The following is a 17,451-nucleotide window of genomic DNA, read 5'->3' on the forward strand; positions in this document are numbered from 1 at the left end:
ATTACACAAAAGGGTGATTATACAAATTAAAAAGTAAGATTACATATGGCAACCATTATAATACTACTTCAAAGGTTAAAGAAGTTCCGGGATCTTCAGGTGTAATCTCACATTTTCCTTCTATATCGCTCATCCTTCTTTTCATATTCCGGAGACCATTTCCTTTATGGCATTCTTCCGGAATTCCTGTTCCGTTATCTGAAATCTTCATAATGAAGATGTTTCTATCCTGATAAAATGAGAGTTTCAGCGTATCTGCCTGGCTATGTTTGTAGATGTTATTAACGGCTTCTTTCAGGCATAAGAAAAGATTACGCCTTAATTCTGTAGAAATGGGAGTATCACTTATGATATCTATACATTCTGACTGTAATACGATTTTAGTTTTTTTTAGGAAATTTCCGGAATAAATAATCGCATAATCTATGAAACGTTCCAGCGTGTCATTACCTGAGTTCAGACTCCAGAGCATTTCCCGCATGGAAATATTCATCTCTTCTGATGTTTTCAGCAATTCATCAATATCATTCTGGAGATCATCATCATTTACTTTTTGTTTTAGAAATTCAGAATGAAGCTTAAGCGCAGAAATCCCCGCACCGAGATCATCATGCATATCATGAGAAATACGTTCCCGTTCCTTTTCTATTAACTTTTGTTTCTCCAGTTCTTTCTGAAGAAGCTGGTTTTGATATTCGGCTTCTTTTAACTGCTTTTCTTTGAAGTAAAGAAGCTGCTTTCTGTTATACATTAAAACCACGAAAATGATGAATCCTACGAATAGCATCATGATAACAACAGTAAGGATATAGGTTGCTTTAATTTCTTCGGGAAGTTCTTTCATTCTGTGTGAATATTAATCCTATTAAAAATAAAAGATAGATCATGACATTCACAATTGAAAATGTCATTGTCAGAAAGCTTAAAAGCTGGGAATCATTTTTTTGTAAAAAATACATCGGGATAGCCCGGAAAATAAAAAATACAGACCAGATCAAAATACCTGAGCTGATCCAAAACAAAAAATTTTCAGTAATGCTTTTATCATCAACATTTTTAAGTTTATATATGAACCAGGTCATAGAAAGGAATATAAAAAGAAGAGGGAGGCTTATGATTGATGTAAAACTTAATTGTTTTATATCCGTCTGAAATTCCATGAGATTAAAAATAATCAGTAAACAGCTAAAGCAAATTATTGAGATTCTGAAAACACGATCATGAATACTTTTAAAATAGATTGTACTAAAATAAATTAGAGAAAGAATAATATATCCGAAAAATAAATTATTCCTGTCAAACTCTATCCATGATGATAGATTTACAGGAATAATATCCACTCCTATAATAAGAAGCAGATATACAAAAAAGTAAAACTGTTGTTTTGACTTGCACTTATATATCCATAAATAGACAGAGTACAGAAAGCAGATCAAAACAACAATTTCATAAATTCTGTTTAGGGACATTGCTGGGGGCAAAGAGAGTTCATATCATAATTTCTCAAATGTTCTATAGTATTACCATTAGTATCTATGGCATCTGTAAGACAAGTAAGCTGCCCCTGACTTTTAAGGTATTTACTACTATAAAAAGATGTTGGCGATTTAGGATCTATAGCTTGTGCTAATGTGAATGTTAATGACTGAACATATTGAGGGCTCATACTGCTGTTATAGACTTCTATAATCTTTCGCTGTACTTTAAAATCTCCGGCATCTATTTTCAAATAATTCGTATTTTGACCGGAAGTACTGAACTTATTTATTTTGTTTTGGATGTTATTTAAATAGCTTTTATGCATTTTAATAAAGTCCTGGGGCTCTATTTCTACTGTCTTCTTAACAGATAACATTCCATAATATTTACCACCCACTAAATTCTGAGATTGATCAAAAAAGCCTATTCCAATATAAAGTTTACCATCAAACGGTGCCAGTTCTGTGTATTTTGATTCAAAATCATTTTGGATAAATTGGAGAAAATATAGTCTTATCGTAGTAACCTTTGGGTTATTCTGTAGAAAATCACAGAACTCTAGCCATTGCTGGTTTTCCAGGATGAATACATCAGTTTTCAACAAGCCTTCATTATTAAGGACAGGATAGGTATTATCTATAAATGCCTGACGCATATCTTTTGCAAAAGCTCCTGCTAAAGGAATATATACAGGACTTTTCCCTTCCATAGATTTCACTTCTTTTTCCAATATAGACTTTTTCTCCTTTTCAAATTTGGCTAGCTTTTCCTTCATGCCTTTTTCGATTTGGGCTGGAATTTGGATACCCCATAACAGCAGTATCACAATGAATGTTTTAATGGTTCTCATGGTTTCTTAGTTTTTAGATTGGTTTAGTTTATTGACTGCTTCAACTTTATTGTTGACATGCAGCTTTCTATAGATATTTCCGACATGCTTTTTCACAGTATCCATACTGATACACTTTTGATCAGCAATTTCTTTGTAGAGCAATCCTTGCGAAAGAAGTTCAAGAATTTCTTTTTCCCTTTCTGTAAGTTCATCGAAACCTTTAATCTCCGGAAACTTTTTCTCAAAATGCTGCAATACTCTTCGGGCAATAGAAAAACTCATAGGAGCACCACCATTATAAACATCCCTGATGGAAGAAAGTATCTTGTCCATACTCTCTCCTTTCATAAGGTATCCCATCGCACCGGCTTTTAAAGAATTAAAGATTTTCTCATCATCATCAAAACTTGTACACATGATGAAGTGGGTGTCCGGCATTTCTTTTTTGAGCTTTTCAATAATTTCAATCCCCAGCATATCCTGAAGCTGGATATCCATCATGACAACATCGGGAGAAATATCGGGAAGGTTTTTAAGAGCATCATTCCCATCAAAGAACTGGGCAACAACCTTCATATCCTGTTGATAATTGATTACCTTCTTCAACGCGTTGTTGTAGTTCTTTTCGTCTTCTACTATGGCAATGGAAATGCTCATGTCTTTTTTATTTGAAGCAAATATCAACAGAAAACAGATCGGAATCAATTACACATTTGTGTAATCTTAAGGTTTGAGTTTAGGGTTATGGTTCGTTTTTAATCCTATTAAATTTAATCAATTTTTCATTTCAAAACCTTATTTTTTTAATAAAAATTAACAAATCCGGACTGCCACTATATTGGTAATGATTTCATTAGTTACCATCCGTCATTTCATTCAGGTTATAAAAGGAAAATTATAGATAAAAATTGTAAAAATTCACCATATTGCAAGGCATGATTTTTGTAAAATTAAAGAATAAAAATCATATTGAATATCAAATAATATAATCATGAAAAAAGGTCTTTTAGCACTTGGTGCCATACTTACATTAACTGTAGTAAGCTGCAAAAAAAGTGAAGGTGGAAATAAGAGTATCATTAAAACAGACAGTACTGAGACAGTAGTTACAGATAATAACGGAAAGGTTGATTCTGTTGCTCAAAGTTCATCCACTGTAGACGTCAACGGAAAGAAAACGGAAAAAACAGATTTTGTCTATAAAGCGACAGATGGAACATTGGTAAAAGTAGTATTCAAAAACGATCCAAAAGAAAGTACGGTAGCTATTACCAGCAACAAAAAAACATTTACGCTTACTAAAGCTGAAACCAAAGGGGATGAAACCATCTATAAAAAAGATGATATGACTGTGAGAGTAAAAGGTGACAGTCTTCACCTTGAACAGGGAAACAATATCATTCCATTGAAAAGAACGAAGATATAATATAGCGAAAACGTCCAAATCATTGGACGTTTTTTTTTGAAAAATTACTTGGCTCCTTTATAAAGTATCAGATCCATAAAATTATTATTATGTTTTATTTTATCTAATTCAATCTTCTCTTTAAATTTCAGAATTTCATTTTGATCCATTTCTTTACCTTGTGCATCATACATTTCAAATTTACCATCTGAGCTTAACATAAGCTGTCGAAGTTTTATAATGGGATCTTTTTTATATTTATTCCAAACTTGATTAAATTTTTTTTCTGTTACTGATATCGCTTTTTCATTAAAATTATTTCTTGACACAAGAGATCTTTTTCTAATACTAATTAATTTCAATTGATGATCTTTTTTAGTATCCTCAATTTCCAAAATTAAACCTGGCAACCCTGAAAACAAATAAGGACCATCTTGAATAGAAATTTCAGAAGTAAACCAAGCAACCCATTTTCTTCCACCAAAATTAGCAGTCGCTTTCTGGGTTTTATATCCCAAAATATTTTTGGTTTCAGATTGAATTTTCCAATCAATATTTCTATTTTCTGTTATGATGTAATAATCACCATTAATAGAAGTGTATAGATCATTATTTTTAGTAATATAGTCTTTGACGACTACATCCTGAACCTTTGACTTCATACTGATAACAGGAATTTTGGCATCCTTTTTTTTAAACTCTTCGTTATTCGCAGAATCATCAGTATATTTTTGTAAACTAAAATATATGGATTTTGTTTCTGAAATATCTAAAATCATCGTTTCCTGATCTACTATATTTCTGTTTAGTGAATCTATTCTATATTGATAATCGTAAACAAAAATCTTATCCTGAGCACATACAATTTTAAAAAGTATAAAATATAATAAACAAATAATTTTTCTCATCGTACTATTTTAATAATAAATCTACTAGTTAAAAACCAGTAGACTTATTTTATTATTTTAATTTAAATAATTAACACAATGATCTCGCTATCCTTGAAGCATTATCGCAATATCATTTTGGATCTGTATAGCATTGTTTGAATTTTATTTCTCAAAAAATATTGACAATAGACGCGTTACTGATTGAGATTATTATCTAAAAAAACTTTAAGCTCTTCAGTAGAAATATCTTTTTTAATAATTTTTCCAGTAGAATCTAAAAGGAAATTAGTGGGGAATTTATTAATATTTATTTTTTTTGATTCAATTCCATTTTCATCAAGATAATTCTGCCAAATCAGTTCTTTTTTCTTTATTACCTTTTTCCAGTTTTCAACTTCTTCTGTTCTATCAGTTGAAATAGCAATTATATCAAATCCCTTAGATCTATACTTATCATAAATACCTTGATATTTCGGAAATTCTATTAAACATGGAACACAATTACTAAACCAAAAATCAACAAGAGTGAATTTTTCAGTGACTTTGTATTTAATAAATTCATTACTTTGGTCTTTGACTTGCAGATTCATAATCTTATTTTCAAAATACTTTTCATTAAGCATTCTTGCAAATTTTTTTGCAGTCTCAGTTTGTTTAATGTTCTTTGATAATGTATTATAAAGTTTTAATAAGTTATCATCATATCCCCATACACTATATCTTTCAATCGCAAACCATAAGCTAATAAAAGAATTAGGATGCTTTTTTGCATATTTTAGAATATATTGTATTTTTCTATTGTTAAAATCTTTTCGTATACTCTTATAATCTGTTTCTTTAATTATGCTGTCACGAGATACACTTAACTCTTCAGCCGCTAAAATTTTTTTGTAATCAGGCAAAAAATTACTTTCAAATTCAGCATTTATCGAGGAACTTTCTAATAAATAATAATTATTGTATTTAAAATCATCAATATTAAGTTGATGAATACCTCTGTCTATAAATATCATTTGACTTAATACAAAATTCTTATCATTATTTTGGAATGTTAAAAACAGACCTATCGGATAATTGATATTCCCGGAAAAACGAAACTTGCCATCCTTTATTTTCGAAGAAAAAACATTATTTTCATACAATTCCGAATTAATAAAAGCGGATTCTAAGTAAATAGAATCTGTTTTTGTTATGGATGGATTAATAGTGCCTTCAATCTCAAAAGAACCTGAGTTCCTCTGGCCAAATGCATTGTTTAAACTAACTACTAAAACAATAAATAGAATTCGAATTTTAGCTCCAACAATAATCATGTTTATGAGTGTTACAAGTTACACATGTTAGACCAGCACAACACTTCTTATTAGCAGTATAGCATGCTTCGCCTCTTGCTGCGCAAGTTCCGCCGCCGCCTTCGCCTTCAAGATATTCTTTAGGATCTTTAATACCTCCATTAATATTTTTTTGCTCATTTCTCGAAAGTCTTTTTAGATTTTTCATGCTTAATATTTATTAATTATTTATCACTTAAATATAAATTAAAAAAAACATATAAATCACATCATGGTGTAATTTAATATTTATTTTCATTTAAGTAGAAATAATTAATACCTAATCAAAAATAACATAAAAATTACAACTAATAAGCACTATTGGATATAAAAATACAATCATGGATTATACGAATAAAAGATTTGTATTTTAAAAATTTCGTTTATGTTTGAGCGCAAGATCCTAATTCTAAAAAGATAAATAATCATATTAAATACAAAAGTGGAAATGGAAATAAGAGTATCATTAAAACAGACAGTAGTTACAGATAATAACGGAAAGGTTGATTCTGTTGCTCAAAGTTCATCCACTGTAGACGTCAACGGAAAGAAAACGGAAAAAACAGATTTTGTATATAAAGCGACAGATGGAACATTGGTAAAAGTAGTATTCAAAAACGATCCAAAAGAAAGTACGGTAGCTATTACCAGCAACAAAAAAACATTTACGCTTACTAAAGCTGAAACCAAAGGGGATGAAACAATCTATAAAAAAGATGATATGACTGCCAGAGTAAAAGGTGACAGTCTTCACCTTGAACAGGGAAACAATATCATTCCATTGAAAAGAACCAAGATTTAAGAATACATAAAAGCCCTCATATTCAATGAGGGCTTTTCTTTTCCTGAATTTGCCAGCAAAGCTTACTTAAGATTTTCGATAATTGAAATATAAGGATTTATATCCCTCTGCTTAATAAACCCGTTTCTATCCAACCTGATTTCTTTCATTCGAACTGAATCAGATTCATTTCCTCCGATAGTAAGCAGGTATTTTCCTTTATGATCTTCTCCTACTTCAATCACAATAGCAGAATGAGACTGGTAGCCGGAATGATCTCTTGCATAATTATAATCAAATTCTGAATTTCCTCTGTTGTTCTGAATAATATCTCCAATTTTAGGATGATATTCATCCAGTCGTCGCCCCTTGAAGACCCCTGTATTCTGGATTGTATTCTGGATTGCCTTATGAACGAATTTAGAATGGGCAAGAGAGAATTTAAACTCAGTGGCATTTGCCCCAGCTTTAAGGACGCACCAGGATATAAAAACTGCAGACCAGGGTTCAGTGACTGAACTTGTAAAGTTAAAGTCAAGATCTTCATAATATTTCCTGATCTGTCTAAAGAGCTTCTCATCTGCTTCGTCCATACTTTTGTAGAGCTGATACTGCTGATACGCTGTATCAATTAATTTTTTGGTAAAGATACTTGTTGCCATGATATTAGATTTTGTTGTTATGTCTAAACAAAATTACAAGACCTATACGATGGATTCAATACCACTTTTGGGTAATAAAAAAAGCCACCCGTATCCGGATGGCTTTCATTTATATCTGAATGAATATTATTCTTCAGTTTTTTCTTCAGTAGTGTCAGCTTTAGCTTCTTCTACTTTTTCTTCTACAACTGGAGCATCAGCAACTACTGTTGCTTTAGCTGGTGTAGATCTTCTGCTTCTTCTTGTAGCTTTTTTCTCCTCAGCATTCGGGTTGTAAAGCTCGTTGAAATCTACCAATTCGATAAGAGCCATATCAGCAGCATCACCTGGTCTGAAACCTGTCTTAATGATTCTTGTATAACCACCGTTTCTTTCAGCGATTTTAGGAGCTACAGTTCTGAATAATTCAGCAACCGCAAATTTATTTTGAAGGTAAGAGAATACTACTCTTCTGTTATGTGTAGTATCTTCTTTTGCTTTTGTTAATAGAGGCTCAACATATACTCTTAAAGCTTTAGCTTTAGCTACAGTAGTGTTGATTCTTTTATGCTCAATTAGAGAACAAGCCATATTAGAAAGTAAAGCGCTTCTGTGAGAAGCTGTTCTTCCTAAGTGATTGAATTTTTTACCGTGTCTCATTATTAATTATTTATCAGCGTCTAACTTATATTTTGCAACGTCGAAACCGAAGTTAAGACCTTTTGAATGCACTAATTCTTCTAGTTCTGTCAAAGATTTTTTACCAAAATTTCTGAATTTCATCAAATCAGACTTACTGTAAGAAACAAGTTCTCCAAGAGTTTCTACTTCAGCTGCTTTCAGACAGTTAAGGGCTCTTACAGAAAGATCCATATCTGCTAATTTAGACTTAAGAAGTTGTCTTGTGTGAAGGGTCTCTTCGTCATATTGGATAGATGCTTTTACAGCTTCAGTTTCAAGCGTGATTCTCTCATCAGAGAATAGCATGAAGTGATAAATTAATATCTTAGAAGCTTCTGTTAAAGCATTCTGAGGGCTGATAGACCCGTCAGTTTCTATATCTAATACAAGTTTTTCGTAGTCTGTTTTTTGCTCTACACGATAATTTTCAATGCTATACTGTACTTTCTTGATCGGCGTGAAAATAGAGTCAATGGCAATAGTACCTACAGGTGCATTGTTTGACTTATTTTGTTCTGAAGGAACATATCCTCTACCTTTTTCAATATTGAAAGTAATTTCGAAAGTTACATCAGTATTTAGGTTACAAATCACTAAATCCGGGTTTAAAACCTCGAATCCGTTGATCGATTTTCCTAAATCACCAGCAGTAATAATCGTTTGACCTGAAACTTTAGCAACAACCTGCTCATTAGCCTGGCCTTCTGCTGAAGCTTTTAATCTAACCTGCTTTAGGTTAAGAATAATTTCGGTAACGTCTTCGATTACTCCTGAAATAGTTGAAAATTCGTGCTCTACACCTTCTATTTTGATAGATGAAATAGCGTATCCTTCCAGAGAAGAAAGCAACACTCTTCTCAAAGCATTACCGATTGTAAGCCCGAAACCTGGTTCTAAAGGTCTGAATTCAAATTGACCTTTAAATTCATCAGAGTTAAGTAAAATTACTTTATCGGGTTTTATGAATTGTAAAATTGCCATATTATTGGGTTGAGCAAAAATTTGATTAAAAAATTATTTAGAGTAAAGTTCGACGATAAGGTTCTCCTTGATGTCTTCCGGAATTTGGATTCTTTCAGGAGCAGAAATGAAGGTACCTTCTTTCTTCTCATCGTTGAATTGTAACCACTCATAGTTTGACTTAGAAGCCAATGCATTGGTAACAACATCAAGAGACTTAGACTTTTCTCTTACAGCGATTACATCACCAGCTTTTACCAAGTAAGAAGGGATATTAAGAATCTCTCCGTTCACAGTGATGTGTCTGTGAGAAACTAATTGTCTTGCTCCAGATCTAGTTTTAGCAAAACCTAATCTGAAAACTACATTATCCAATCTTGATTCACAAAGTTGTAATAGAACTTCACCTGTTACTCCTTTGCTTCTGTGTGCTTTTTCAAATAAGTTAGCAAACTGTCTTTCTAAGATACCGTAAGTATATTTAGCTTTTTGTTTTTCAGCTAACTGAACTGCATATTCTGATTTCTTAGCACCTCTTCTTTTGTTAGGACCGTGTTGTCCTGGCGGTTGGTTTTTTCTTTTTTCGAAGTTCTTATCATCTCCGTAGATTGCAGCACCAAACTTTCTAGCAATCTTAGTTTTAGGTCCAATATATCTTGCCATAATGGGTAAATTCTAAAAATTAAACTCTTCTTCTTTTTGGTGGTCTACATCCGTTGTGTGGCATAGGAGTCACGTCAACGATTTCTGAAACTTCAATTCCTGAATTGTGAATAGATCTGATTGCAGATTCTCTACCTGCACCTGGACCTTTCACAAACACCTTCACTCTTCTTAAACCAGCTTCGTGAGCTACAGCAGAGCAATTTTCAGCTGCCATCTGAGCAGCAAATGGAGTATTCTTTTTAGAACCTCTGAATCCCATTTTACCGGCAGAAGCCCAAGAGATAACCTCTCCGTTTTTATTTGTTAAAGAAATGATGATGTTATTGAAAGAAGCTTGAATATGTGCTTCACCAATAGCTTCAACTTTTACTTTTCTTTTCTTAACTACTTTAGTTTGTTTTGCCATAATTCCTAACGATTATTTACTAGCTTTTTTCTTGTTAGCAACAGTTTTTCTCTTTCCTTTTCGGGTTCTAGAGTTGTTTTTCGTTCTCTGGCCTCTTAAAGGTAATCCAAGTCTGTGACGTATTCCTCGTTGGCATCCTATGTCCATCAATCTCTTGATGTTCAATTGCACTTCAGATCTTAATTCTCCTTCAACTTTTACGTTGTCTAAGATATAAGTTCTGATTGCAGCCAATTCATCGTCATTCCATTCGTTGACTTTTTTGTCTTCGCTGATACCGGCAGCTTTAAGGATTTCAGAAGAAGTACTTCTTCCAACTCCGTAGATGTAAGTTAAACCGATAACTCCTCTTTTGTTTTTTGGTAAATCAATACCTGCAATTCTCGCCATAATTTAATTAACCTTGTCTTTGTTTAAATTTTGGGTTCTTCTTGTTGATTACGAACAGTACACCTTTTCTGCGTACGATTTTGCAATCAGCGCTTCTTTTTTTAATTGATGCTCTTACTTTCATTTTGATAGTATTTATTTTTTACAAATGCCAAATGGAATGAGAATTCCATTTGGCTAAATGTTTTTAATATCTAAATGTGATCCTCCCTTTCGTTAAATCATAGGGAGACATTTCTAGTTTTACCTTATCACCAGGTAAAAGTTTAATATAGTGCATTCGCATTTTGCCGGAAATATGAGCAATAAGAATATGCCCATTTTCAAGTTCTACACGGAACTGAGCGTTCGAAAGTGCTTCCGTTATAACGCCGTCTTGTTCAATATGTTTTTGTTTTGCCATAAATTAATATCCAGTCGTTCTAGACAGTTTAGACTGCATTAAACCATCATAATGATGGTTCAGCAGATATGTATTAATCTGTTGAACTGTATCTAAAATTACACCCACCATAATTAATAGTGACGTTCCCCCGAAAAATAAGGCGAACGCATCTGTCTGAACAAAGCTTCCATGCACAATTGCTGGAAGGACTGCAAAGATAGATAAAAAAATTGCACCTGGCAAGGTAATTTTTGATAAAATATCATCTAAATAATCTGCTGTCTCTTTTCCGGGTCTTACTTTCGGTACTAAACCTCCATTTCTCTTCAAATCATCAGCCATTTGGTTCACCGGAATTGTAATTGCAGTATAGAAAAACGAGAAGATAATAATTAATAGCGCAAACAATACGTTGTACTGCCAGCTAAAAACATTCTTGAAACCTGCAAGAAAAGTATTGGACTCGTCGAATTTTGTTAATAATCCTGGTACGAACATCAATGCCTGAGCAAAGATAATCGGCATTACACCAGCAGCATTTACTTTCAATGGAATCCATTGTCTTGCGCCCTGCATAAGATTCTTGTTTACACCTCCTCTTGCTTGAGCTCTGCTTACATACTGAATAGGAATTTTTCTAACAGCAACTGATAAAATCACAGCTAAAAGAACTACTACCATCCAGAATAATACTTCGATAAGGATCATGATAGATCCCATTCCTCCTTTTCCGTTCTGCACGGCCATCTCCTGTACGAATGCCTCAGGTAATCTTGAAAGGATCCCCACCATAATAAGGATAGAGATACCATTTCCGATTCCCTTATCGGTAATCTTTTCACCTAACCACATTGCGAATACTGAACCACCTACCAAGATTACAATACTTGGTAACCAGAACATAATTGAATTTGGTTCTACAAAATATGCAGATTGGAACTGAGCATACGGTAAGAATAATTGAGTAATAGAAGTTAAATAAGAAGGTGCCTGTACCAGACAAACCCCGATCGTTAACCATCTTGTAATTTGGTTCAATGTATTTCTACCTGACTCTCCATCTTTCTGAAGCTTCTGAAGATAAGGAATAGCCATCCCCATCAACTGAACAATAATAGAAGCAGAAATATAAGGCATAATTCCCAACGCCATTACGGAAGCGTGGCTGAAAGCCCCCCCCGTAAACGACGAAAGCAAGCCAAGGAGACCTGCTCCTTGCTTGTTACCGCCTTGATTTTTATAATGCTCTAAGAGATCTCCCACTTCTGCAAGGTTAATTGCTGGAAGTGAAATATAAGATGCGAATCTATACACAAGGATTATACCTAAAGTGAAGAGAATTTTATCTCTAAGCTCTTTAAGACTCCAAATATTTTTAAGTGTTTGTATAAATTCTTTCATTAGTAAGTATTATAAGGTAATTGCTTTTCCACCTGCTTTAGCAATAAGCTCTTCAGCAGATTTCGTGAATTTATCAGCAGAGATTGAAACCGCAGATTTCAATTCTCCTCTACCCATAATTTTCACTAATTCGTTTTTAGAAACGATCCCGTTTGCTACTAAAACTTCTTTCGTGATTTCTCCAGTGATAGATTTGTTCTCGATTAAAGTCTGAATAGTATCAAGGTTAACACCTCTAAACTCTTTTCTGTTTACGTTTTTGAATCCGAATTTAGGTAATCTTCTCTGTAAAGGCATCTGTCCACCTTCGAAACCGATCTTCTGAGAATAACCAGCTCTAGCTTTCTGACCTTTGTGTCCTTTTGTTGAAGTACCTCCTTTTCCTGTACCCTGACCTCTACCAATTCTTTTTGAGTTGAAAGTAGATCCTGCAGCAGGTTGTATGTTATTTAAATTCATTTTAATTTCTCTTTTATAAAATTATTTTTGAACTTCCAGTAAGTGACCTACAGCAGCTATCATTCCTAAGATAGAAGGAGTAGCTTCGTGCTCTACAACTTGGTGAAGTTTTTTTAATCCTAATGCTTCAAGCGTTCTCTTTTGGGTTTTTGTTCTACCAATAGCGCTTCTTACTTGCTTTACTTTAATTGTTGCCATTGTTTTATTATTAACCGTTAAACACTTTACTTAGAGAAACTCCTCTCATTCTAGCGATCTCTTCAGGTCTTCTGATATCCAATAACGCTTTGAAAGTAGCTTTCACCACGTTGTGAGGGTTAGAAGAACCTTTAGATTTTGAAAGGATATCGTGAATACCAGCTGATTCCAATACCGCTCTTACCGCACCACCGGCGATAAGTCCTGTACCGTGAGAAGCAGGTCTTAAGAAGATATCTGCACCACCGTATCTAGCAGTAGTTTGGTGAGGAATAGTGTGGTTCATTACAGGAACTTTCACAAGGTTTTTCTTAGCGTCTTCAACTGCTTTAGCAATTGCAGAAGCAACCTCTTTAGATTTTCCTAAACCGAAACCGATAACACCTTCTTCGTTTCCTACTACAACAATAGCAGAAAATCCGAAAGCTCTACCCCCTTTAGTTACTTTTGTTACTCTGTTAACAGCTACGAGACGATCTTTTAATTCTAATCCTCCCGGTTTTACTCTTTCTATATTATCTAGTCCTAACATATTTTCCGAAATTTAATGATTAGAATTTAAGTCCACCTTCTCTCGCACCATCAGCTAGAGCTTTTACTCTACCGTGATATACGAAACCGTTTCTGTCAAATACAATACTTTCGATCCCTGCAGCGATAGCTTTAGCAGCAATAGCTTTACCAACAGCAGCAGAAATTTCAGTTTTAGTACCTTTAGCGTCTACTCCTTTCTCTCTAGAAGAAGCTGATGCTAAAGTTTTACCATTTTTATCGTCGATTAACTGAGCGTAAATTTCCTTATTACTTTTGTATACAGATAATCTTGGCAATTCAGAAGATCCAGAGATTTTCCCTCTTACTCTTCTTTTGATTCTTATTCTTTTTTCTAATTTACTTAATGCCATAATACTTATAATTTATTAAGCAGATTTACCAGCTTTACGTCTAACAATTTCTCCTACGAATCTTACACCTTTTCCTTTGTATGGCTCAGGCTTTCTGAAAGAACGGATCTTTGCAGCTACCATTCCTAGAAGTTGGTTGTCGTGAGACGTTAAAGTAATAATTGGGTTTTTACCTTTTTCAGTCAATGTATCAACTTTTACTTCACTTGGAAGTTCTAATACGATACCGTGAGAGAATCCTAAAGCTAACTCAAGTTTTTGACCTGTGTGTGAAGCTCTGTATCCTACCCCTACTAGTTCTAGTTTCTTTTCGAAACCTGTATTTACACCAACAATCATGTTGTTGATTAACGCTCTGTATAAACCGTGAAGCGCTTTGTGTTGCTTAGAATCAGATGGTCTGTTTACATTAAGCTCACCATCTTTTTGTTCTAAAGTAATTCCTGCTGTAAGCTCTTGAGAAAGTTCTCCTTTAGCTCCTTTTACTGTTACTACACCGTTATTTTCAGTGATTGTAACTCCAGCTGGAATAGTTATAATTGCTTTACCAATTCTTGACATTTTCCTCTGATTAAAAATTAATAAACATAGCAGATTACTTCACCGCCTACTTTCTCTTCTCTAGCTTTCTTGTCAGTCATTACTCCTTTAGAAGTAGAGATGATAGAAATACCCAAACCGTTTAGTACTCTTGGAAGTTCAGTAGAACCTTTGTACTGTCTCAAACCTGGTCTTGAAGCTCTTTGAATAGACTTAATAGCAGGTTTGTTAGTTTGCTTATCGTACTTTAAAGCGATTTTGATCACTCCTTGAACAGCGTTATCTTCAAACTTGTAGTTTAAGATATACCCTTGATCAAATAAGATCTTAGTAATCTCCTTTTTGATTTTCGATGCAGGAATTTCCACCACTTTGTGGCCTGCGCTTTGTGCGTTCCTTACTCTTGTTAGGAAATCTGAAATTGGATCTGTTACCATTTTTCTTTTATAAATTATTGGTTAAAGAACAATCAGTATTGAAAAGACTTGAAGATTAAAATATCAGACGTCAGAAATCTTCGGTCTGATATTTTTATTCTTTAGTATCTAGACAACTTAATTGTCCCGATTTTTAATTAGTAAGTATTACCAACTAGCTTTTCTTACACCTGGGATAAGACCGTTGTTAGCCATTTCTCTGAAAGTTACTCTGGAAATACCAAACGTTCTCATGTATCCTCTTGGTCTACCTGTTAGTTTACATCTGTTGTGTAATCTTACAGGAGAAGCATTTTTAGGCAATTTTTGAAGTCCTTCGTAATCACCAGCTTCTTTAAGAGCTTGTCTTTTAGCAGCGTATTTAGCAACTAGTGCTTCTCTTTTGCGCTCACGCGCTTTCATTGATTCTTTAGCCATTTCTTAGTTCTTTTTAAATGGTAAACCGAAGTGAGTTAATAATGCTTTAGCTTCTTTATCTGTCTTCGCAGTTGTTACGAAAGTGATGTCCATCCCTTGGATTTTTTTCACTTTGTCAATTACGATTTCAGGGAAGATAATCTGCTCAGTAATACCTAAGTTGTAGTTACCTCTACCATCGAAACCATCTGCTTTGATACCAGAGAAATCTCTAATACGTGGTAAAGCAGAAGCAGTAAGTCTGTCTAAGAACTCATACATTCTGTGAGCTCTCAAAGTTACTTTAGCACCTACAGGCATTCCTTTTCTAAGTTTGAAGGCAGCTTCATCTTTCTTAGAGATTGTACCTACTGCTTTCTGACCTGTGATGTTTGTTAACTCTTCTACAGCATAATCAATAATTTTCTTATCTGCAGTAGCGTCTCCTAAACCTTGTGATACAACGATTTTCTCTAATCTAGGTACTTGCATGATTGACTTATACCCGAATTCTTCCATCATTGCAGGAACAATTGTCTCTTTGTATATTTTTTTGGGTCTTGCTATAAATTCCATGTTAATTCAAATTATAAAGTTTCACCCGTTTGTTTGTTAATTCTTACTTTCTTATCTCCTTCGATTTTGTAACCGATTTTGATAGCTTTTCCGTCTTTACCAACTAAAGCTACGTTTGAGATATGAATAGAAGCTTCCTTTTCAGTAATTCCTCCTTGAGGATTTGAAGCTGAAGGCTTAACGTGTTTTTTAACGATATTAAGTCCTGCAACAATTACTCTTGGGTCTCTACCTTCTTTCTTAATCACTTCAATAACTTCACCAGTCTTACCTTTGATATCTTTCTTACCAGTAGTAATGATTACGTTATCTCCTCTTTTTATTTTTAACTTTGACATTTCTTTTAAAAATTTTTAAAATTAAAGTACTTCAGGAGCTAATGAAATGATTTTCATATATTCTTTGTCTCTCAACTCACGAGCAACTGGTCCGAAAACACGCGTTCCTCTCATTTCTCCCGCTGCGTTTAGTAATACACAAGCATTGTCGTCGAATTTGATGTATGAACCATCTTTTCTTCTTACTGCTTTTTTAGTTCTTACTACTACAGCTTTAGATACCTGACCTTTTTTAGCGTTTCCTGATGGTGTAGAATCTTTGATCGTAACAACGATTTTATCACCAACTGAAGCATATCTTCTTCTGGTTCCTCCCAGAACTCTGATAACTAGTACTTCTTTTGCACCTGTGTTATCAGCAACTTTTAATCTTGATTCTGTTTGTAACATTATTACTTAGCTTTTTCAATGATTCTTACTAATCTCCATCTCTTGCTCTTGCTCATAGGTCTAGTTTCTTGGATCAAAACTGTATCACCTTCTGTGCATTCGTTGTTCTCGTCGTGTGCAGTATATTTTTTCGTTTTCAAAACGAATTTACCGTACATCGGGTGCTTTACTCTTGTAGTTTCACTAACAACAATAGTTTTTTCCATTTTATTGCTGGAAACCACTCCGATTCTTTCTTTTCTTAAATTTCTATCCATTGTAAAATGAAATTATTGTTTGTTAGTTAACTCAGTATTTAGTCTAGCGATTGTTTTTCTCAAATCTCTGATTTGAATCGGGTTTTCAATTGGGCTGATTGCATGAGCCAATTTCAATTTAGAATATTGAGCTTTTGCTTCAGTTAATTGAGTTTGAATATCACCCGCGCTTAAATTTTTAATATCAGCTTTTTTCATTGTATTCAAAGATTATAGAGGTTTAACAAAATCGTTAGCAACGATGAATCTAGTAACTACAGGTAATTTTTGTGCAGCAAGTCTAAGAGCTTCTTTCGCAACTTCGTAAGGAACTCCACCTACTTCAAACATAATTTTACCTGGTTTTACTACAGCTACCCAATATTCAACAGCACCTTTACCTTTACCCATACGTACTTCCGCTGGTTTTTTAGTAATTGGCTTATCTGGGAAGATTTTGATCCATAGTTGACCTTCTCTCTTCATATATCTTGTCGCAGCGATACGAGCTGCTTCAATCTGTCTTGCAGTGATCCAAGCTCCTTCCGTTGCTTTGATCCCAAAAGTTCCGTAAGCAAGTTGACTACCTCTTTGGGCATTCCCCTTCATCTTCATCTTGTGAACTCTACGGAATTTGGTTCTTTTTGGTTGTAACATAATTTCTAAATTTTAGATTTTAGATTTTAGATTTTAGATTTTTTTTAATTTTAAAAAAGTAACGGTAATTT

30 protein-coding genes are annotated in these 17,451 nt (G+C 33.8%); 2 read left to right on the top strand and 28 right to left on the bottom strand.

What is annotated here, in order from left to right; translation table 11 throughout:
* Positions 1-55: 55 nt before the first annotated feature.
* The 3 genes from WH267_RS04240 to WH267_RS04250 form a co-directional block, all read right to left on the bottom strand.
* Positions 56-844, bottom strand: a complete 789-nt coding sequence (locus tag WH267_RS04240; protein ID WP_340005989.1) for a sensor histidine kinase — start codon at positions 842-844, stop codon at positions 56-58.
* Positions 845-1,459: 615 nt separating this feature from the next.
* A complete protein-coding gene (locus WH267_RS04245; protein ID WP_340005991.1) occupies positions 1,460-2,329 on the bottom strand; it encodes a hypothetical protein in 870 nt (289 codons plus the stop codon).
* Between the two features lie 6 nt (positions 2,330-2,335).
* Positions 2,336-2,968 carry a response regulator transcription factor gene (locus WH267_RS04250; RefSeq protein ID WP_340005993.1) on the bottom strand — a complete coding sequence of 211 codons (633 nt, stop codon included), beginning with the start codon at positions 2,966-2,968 and terminating at the stop codon, positions 2,336-2,338.
* A 334-nt stretch (positions 2,969-3,302) separates the two neighbouring features.
* Here WH267_RS04250 and WH267_RS04255 point away from each other — a divergent pair, with 334 nt between their 5' ends.
* Positions 3,303-3,737 (top strand): hypothetical protein, encoded by a 435-nt coding sequence (locus WH267_RS04255; protein ID WP_340005995.1) that lies wholly within the window; start codon positions 3,303-3,305, stop codon positions 3,735-3,737.
* Positions 3,738-3,781: 44 nt separating this feature from the next.
* Here the strand turns inward: WH267_RS04255 and WH267_RS04260 are convergent, their stop codons facing one another.
* The 3 genes from WH267_RS04260 to WH267_RS04270 all read right to left on the bottom strand — a co-directional run bounded on the left by WH267_RS04260 (position 3,782) and on the right by WH267_RS04270 (position 6,106).
* Entirely contained in the window at positions 3,782-4,624 is an 843-nt protein-coding gene (locus tag WH267_RS04260; RefSeq protein WP_340005997.1) for a GLPGLI family protein, read from the bottom strand.
* A 176-nt stretch (positions 4,625-4,800) separates the two neighbouring features.
* The gene (locus WH267_RS04265; RefSeq protein WP_340005999.1) at positions 4,801-5,919 is read right to left on the bottom strand and encodes a TlpA family protein disulfide reductase; all 1,119 of its coding nucleotides are present in this window, start codon (positions 5,917-5,919) and stop codon (positions 4,801-4,803) included.
* A complete protein-coding gene (locus WH267_RS04270; protein ID WP_340006001.1) occupies positions 5,900-6,106 on the bottom strand; it encodes a bacteriocin-like protein in 207 nt (68 codons plus the stop codon). The genes WH267_RS04265 and WH267_RS04270 overlap by 20 nt, the downstream gene beginning before the upstream one ends.
* A 279-nt stretch (positions 6,107-6,385) precedes the next feature.
* Here WH267_RS04270 and WH267_RS04275 point away from each other — a divergent pair, with 279 nt between their 5' ends.
* Entirely contained in the window at positions 6,386-6,739 is a 354-nt protein-coding gene (locus tag WH267_RS04275; protein WP_340006003.1) for a hypothetical protein, read from the top strand.
* A gap of 62 nt (positions 6,740-6,801) precedes the next feature.
* Here the strand turns inward: WH267_RS04275 and WH267_RS04280 are convergent, their stop codons facing one another.
* The 22 genes from WH267_RS04280 to rplP all read right to left on the bottom strand — a co-directional run bounded on the left by WH267_RS04280 (position 6,802) and on the right by rplP (position 17,380).
* On the bottom strand, positions 6,802-7,380 hold the full coding sequence (locus WH267_RS04280) for a DUF2272 domain-containing protein (protein ID WP_340006005.1): 579 nt from the start codon (positions 7,378-7,380) through the stop codon (positions 6,802-6,804).
* A gap of 126 nt (positions 7,381-7,506) precedes the next feature.
* Entirely contained in the window at positions 7,507-8,019 is a 513-nt protein-coding gene (gene rplQ / locus WH267_RS04285; RefSeq protein ID WP_340006007.1) for a 50S ribosomal protein L17, read from the bottom strand.
* 6 nt (positions 8,020-8,025) lie between these two features.
* A complete protein-coding gene (locus tag WH267_RS04290) occupies positions 8,026-9,021 on the bottom strand; it encodes a DNA-directed RNA polymerase subunit alpha (protein ID WP_340006009.1) in 996 nt (331 codons plus the stop codon).
* A gap of 33 nt (positions 9,022-9,054) precedes the next feature.
* Complete coding sequence (gene rpsD / locus WH267_RS04295) at positions 9,055-9,663, bottom strand: 30S ribosomal protein S4 (RefSeq protein ID WP_223598546.1); 609 nt, start codon at positions 9,661-9,663, stop codon at positions 9,055-9,057.
* A gap of 19 nt (positions 9,664-9,682) precedes the next feature.
* A complete protein-coding gene (rpsK, locus tag WH267_RS04300; RefSeq protein ID WP_034694697.1) occupies positions 9,683-10,072 on the bottom strand; it encodes a 30S ribosomal protein S11 in 390 nt (129 codons plus the stop codon).
* Between the two features lie 12 nt (positions 10,073-10,084).
* Positions 10,085-10,462 carry a 30S ribosomal protein S13 gene (gene rpsM / locus WH267_RS04305; RefSeq protein WP_068940272.1) on the bottom strand — a complete coding sequence of 126 codons (378 nt, stop codon included), beginning with the start codon at positions 10,460-10,462 and terminating at the stop codon, positions 10,085-10,087.
* Positions 10,463-10,469: 7 nt separating this feature from the next.
* A complete protein-coding gene (rpmJ, locus tag WH267_RS04310; RefSeq protein WP_007839480.1) occupies positions 10,470-10,586 on the bottom strand; it encodes a 50S ribosomal protein L36 in 117 nt (38 codons plus the stop codon).
* Between the two features lie 63 nt (positions 10,587-10,649).
* The gene (gene infA, locus WH267_RS04315; RefSeq protein WP_034684855.1) at positions 10,650-10,865 is read right to left on the bottom strand and encodes a translation initiation factor IF-1; all 216 of its coding nucleotides are present in this window, start codon (positions 10,863-10,865) and stop codon (positions 10,650-10,652) included.
* A gap of 3 nt (positions 10,866-10,868) precedes the next feature.
* Positions 10,869-12,248 (bottom strand): preprotein translocase subunit SecY, encoded by a 1,380-nt coding sequence (gene secY, locus WH267_RS04320; protein ID WP_103289186.1) that lies wholly within the window; start codon positions 12,246-12,248, stop codon positions 10,869-10,871.
* 9 nt (positions 12,249-12,257) lie between these two features.
* A complete protein-coding gene (gene rplO / locus WH267_RS04325) occupies positions 12,258-12,707 on the bottom strand; it encodes a 50S ribosomal protein L15 (protein WP_089734597.1) in 450 nt (149 codons plus the stop codon).
* A 21-nt stretch (positions 12,708-12,728) separates the two neighbouring features.
* A complete protein-coding gene (gene rpmD, locus WH267_RS04330; RefSeq protein WP_027371710.1) occupies positions 12,729-12,905 on the bottom strand; it encodes a 50S ribosomal protein L30 in 177 nt (58 codons plus the stop codon).
* Between the two features lie 10 nt (positions 12,906-12,915).
* Complete coding sequence (gene rpsE, locus WH267_RS04335) at positions 12,916-13,437, bottom strand: 30S ribosomal protein S5 (protein ID WP_042721505.1); 522 nt, start codon at positions 13,435-13,437, stop codon at positions 12,916-12,918.
* Between the two features lie 19 nt (positions 13,438-13,456).
* Positions 13,457-13,810, bottom strand: a complete 354-nt coding sequence (gene rplR / locus WH267_RS04340) for a 50S ribosomal protein L18 (protein ID WP_077413597.1) — start codon at positions 13,808-13,810, stop codon at positions 13,457-13,459.
* 15 nt (positions 13,811-13,825) lie between these two features.
* The gene (gene rplF, locus WH267_RS04345; protein ID WP_340006021.1) at positions 13,826-14,371 is read right to left on the bottom strand and encodes a 50S ribosomal protein L6; all 546 of its coding nucleotides are present in this window, start codon (positions 14,369-14,371) and stop codon (positions 13,826-13,828) included.
* 17 nt (positions 14,372-14,388) lie between these two features.
* Entirely contained in the window at positions 14,389-14,787 is a 399-nt protein-coding gene (rpsH, locus tag WH267_RS04350) for a 30S ribosomal protein S8 (RefSeq protein ID WP_034694686.1), read from the bottom strand.
* A 147-nt stretch (positions 14,788-14,934) separates the two neighbouring features.
* Entirely contained in the window at positions 14,935-15,204 is a 270-nt protein-coding gene (gene rpsN / locus WH267_RS04355) for a 30S ribosomal protein S14 (RefSeq protein WP_002983233.1), read from the bottom strand.
* Between the two features lie 3 nt (positions 15,205-15,207).
* A complete protein-coding gene (gene rplE / locus WH267_RS04360) occupies positions 15,208-15,759 on the bottom strand; it encodes a 50S ribosomal protein L5 (protein ID WP_115973412.1) in 552 nt (183 codons plus the stop codon).
* 11 nt (positions 15,760-15,770) lie between these two features.
* Entirely contained in the window at positions 15,771-16,097 is a 327-nt protein-coding gene (rplX, locus tag WH267_RS04365) for a 50S ribosomal protein L24 (protein ID WP_340006025.1), read from the bottom strand.
* 21 nt (positions 16,098-16,118) lie between these two features.
* Complete coding sequence (gene rplN, locus WH267_RS04370) at positions 16,119-16,487, bottom strand: 50S ribosomal protein L14 (RefSeq protein ID WP_002983226.1); 369 nt, start codon at positions 16,485-16,487, stop codon at positions 16,119-16,121.
* Between the two features lie 2 nt (positions 16,488-16,489).
* On the bottom strand, positions 16,490-16,744 hold the full coding sequence (gene rpsQ / locus WH267_RS04375; protein ID WP_027387210.1) for a 30S ribosomal protein S17: 255 nt from the start codon (positions 16,742-16,744) through the stop codon (positions 16,490-16,492).
* Between the two features lie 12 nt (positions 16,745-16,756).
* Complete coding sequence (rpmC, locus tag WH267_RS04380; protein ID WP_115973411.1) at positions 16,757-16,942, bottom strand: 50S ribosomal protein L29; 186 nt, start codon at positions 16,940-16,942, stop codon at positions 16,757-16,759.
* Positions 16,943-16,954: 12 nt separating this feature from the next.
* Positions 16,955-17,380, bottom strand: coding sequence for a 50S ribosomal protein L16 (gene rplP / locus WH267_RS04385; protein ID WP_100076485.1), 426 nt, complete (start codon positions 17,378-17,380; stop codon positions 16,955-16,957).
* Positions 17,381-17,451 lie beyond the last annotated feature (71 nt).

Source organism: Chryseobacterium sp. MYb328 (assembly GCF_037572595.1).
In the GTDB taxonomy this organism is placed as follows: Bacteria; Bacteroidota; Bacteroidia; order Flavobacteriales; family Weeksellaceae; genus Chryseobacterium; species Chryseobacterium pennae.

What these genes read in the sequence shown, in the direction of transcription:
- WH267_RS04240 (WP_340005989.1), bottom strand. Translation starts at nt 844, where the DNA reads ATGAAAGAACTTCCCGAAGAAATTAAAGCAACCTATATCCTTACTGTT.
- WH267_RS04245 (WP_340005991.1), bottom strand. Translation starts at nt 2,329, where the DNA reads ATGAGAACCATTAAAACATTCATTGTGATACTGCTGTTATGGGGTATC.
- WH267_RS04250 (WP_340005993.1), bottom strand. Translation starts at nt 2,968, where the DNA reads ATGAGCATTTCCATTGCCATAGTAGAAGACGAAAAGAACTACAACAAC.
- WH267_RS04255 (WP_340005995.1), top strand. Translation starts at nt 3,303, where the DNA reads ATGAAAAAAGGTCTTTTAGCACTTGGTGCCATACTTACATTAACTGTA.
- WH267_RS04260 (WP_340005997.1), bottom strand. Translation starts at nt 4,624, where the DNA reads ATGAGAAAAATTATTTGTTTATTATATTTTATACTTTTTAAAATTGTA.
- WH267_RS04265 (WP_340005999.1), bottom strand. Translation starts at nt 5,919, where the DNA reads ATGATTATTGTTGGAGCTAAAATTCGAATTCTATTTATTGTTTTAGTA.
- WH267_RS04270 (WP_340006001.1), bottom strand. Translation starts at nt 6,106, where the DNA reads ATGAAAAATCTAAAAAGACTTTCGAGAAATGAGCAAAAAAATATTAAT.
- WH267_RS04275 (WP_340006003.1), top strand. Translation starts at nt 6,386, where the DNA reads ATGGAAATAAGAGTATCATTAAAACAGACAGTAGTTACAGATAATAAC.
- WH267_RS04280 (WP_340006005.1), bottom strand. Translation starts at nt 7,380, where the DNA reads ATGGCAACAAGTATCTTTACCAAAAAATTAATTGATACAGCGTATCAG.
- rplQ (WP_340006007.1), bottom strand. Translation starts at nt 8,019, where the DNA reads ATGAGACACGGTAAAAAATTCAATCACTTAGGAAGAACAGCTTCTCAC.
- WH267_RS04290 (WP_340006009.1), bottom strand. Translation starts at nt 9,021, where the DNA reads ATGGCAATTTTACAATTCATAAAACCCGATAAAGTAATTTTACTTAAC.
- rpsD (WP_223598546.1), bottom strand. Translation starts at nt 9,663, where the DNA reads ATGGCAAGATATATTGGACCTAAAACTAAGATTGCTAGAAAGTTTGGT.
- rpsK (WP_034694697.1), bottom strand. Translation starts at nt 10,072, where the DNA reads ATGGCAAAACAAACTAAAGTAGTTAAGAAAAGAAAAGTAAAAGTTGAA.
- rpsM (WP_068940272.1), bottom strand. Translation starts at nt 10,462, where the DNA reads ATGGCGAGAATTGCAGGTATTGATTTACCAAAAAACAAAAGAGGAGTT.
- rpmJ (WP_007839480.1), bottom strand. Translation starts at nt 10,586, where the DNA reads ATGAAAGTAAGAGCATCAATTAAAAAAAGAAGCGCTGATTGCAAAATC.
- infA (WP_034684855.1), bottom strand. Translation starts at nt 10,865, where the DNA reads ATGGCAAAACAAAAACATATTGAACAAGACGGCGTTATAACGGAAGCA.
- secY (WP_103289186.1), bottom strand. Translation starts at nt 12,248, where the DNA reads ATGAAAGAATTTATACAAACACTTAAAAATATTTGGAGTCTTAAAGAG.
- rplO (WP_089734597.1), bottom strand. Translation starts at nt 12,707, where the DNA reads ATGAATTTAAATAACATACAACCTGCTGCAGGATCTACTTTCAACTCA.
- rpmD (WP_027371710.1), bottom strand. Translation starts at nt 12,905, where the DNA reads ATGGCAACAATTAAAGTAAAGCAAGTAAGAAGCGCTATTGGTAGAACA.
- rpsE (WP_042721505.1), bottom strand. Translation starts at nt 13,437, where the DNA reads ATGTTAGGACTAGATAATATAGAAAGAGTAAAACCGGGAGGATTAGAA.
- rplR (WP_077413597.1), bottom strand. Translation starts at nt 13,810, where the DNA reads ATGGCATTAAGTAAATTAGAAAAAAGAATAAGAATCAAAAGAAGAGTA.
- rplF (WP_340006021.1), bottom strand. Translation starts at nt 14,371, where the DNA reads ATGTCAAGAATTGGTAAAGCAATTATAACTATTCCAGCTGGAGTTACA.
- rpsH (WP_034694686.1), bottom strand. Translation starts at nt 14,787, where the DNA reads ATGGTAACAGATCCAATTTCAGATTTCCTAACAAGAGTAAGGAACGCA.
- rpsN (WP_002983233.1), bottom strand. Translation starts at nt 15,204, where the DNA reads ATGGCTAAAGAATCAATGAAAGCGCGTGAGCGCAAAAGAGAAGCACTA.
- rplE (WP_115973412.1), bottom strand. Translation starts at nt 15,759, where the DNA reads ATGGAATTTATAGCAAGACCCAAAAAAATATACAAAGAGACAATTGTT.
- rplX (WP_340006025.1), bottom strand. Translation starts at nt 16,097, where the DNA reads ATGTCAAAGTTAAAAATAAAAAGAGGAGATAACGTAATCATTACTACT.
- rplN (WP_002983226.1), bottom strand. Translation starts at nt 16,487, where the DNA reads ATGTTACAAACAGAATCAAGATTAAAAGTTGCTGATAACACAGGTGCA.
- rpsQ (WP_027387210.1), bottom strand. Translation starts at nt 16,744, where the DNA reads ATGGATAGAAATTTAAGAAAAGAAAGAATCGGAGTGGTTTCCAGCAAT.
- rpmC (WP_115973411.1), bottom strand. Translation starts at nt 16,942, where the DNA reads ATGAAAAAAGCTGATATTAAAAATTTAAGCGCGGGTGATATTCAAACT.
- rplP (WP_100076485.1), bottom strand. Translation starts at nt 17,380, where the DNA reads ATGTTACAACCAAAAAGAACCAAATTCCGTAGAGTTCACAAGATGAAG.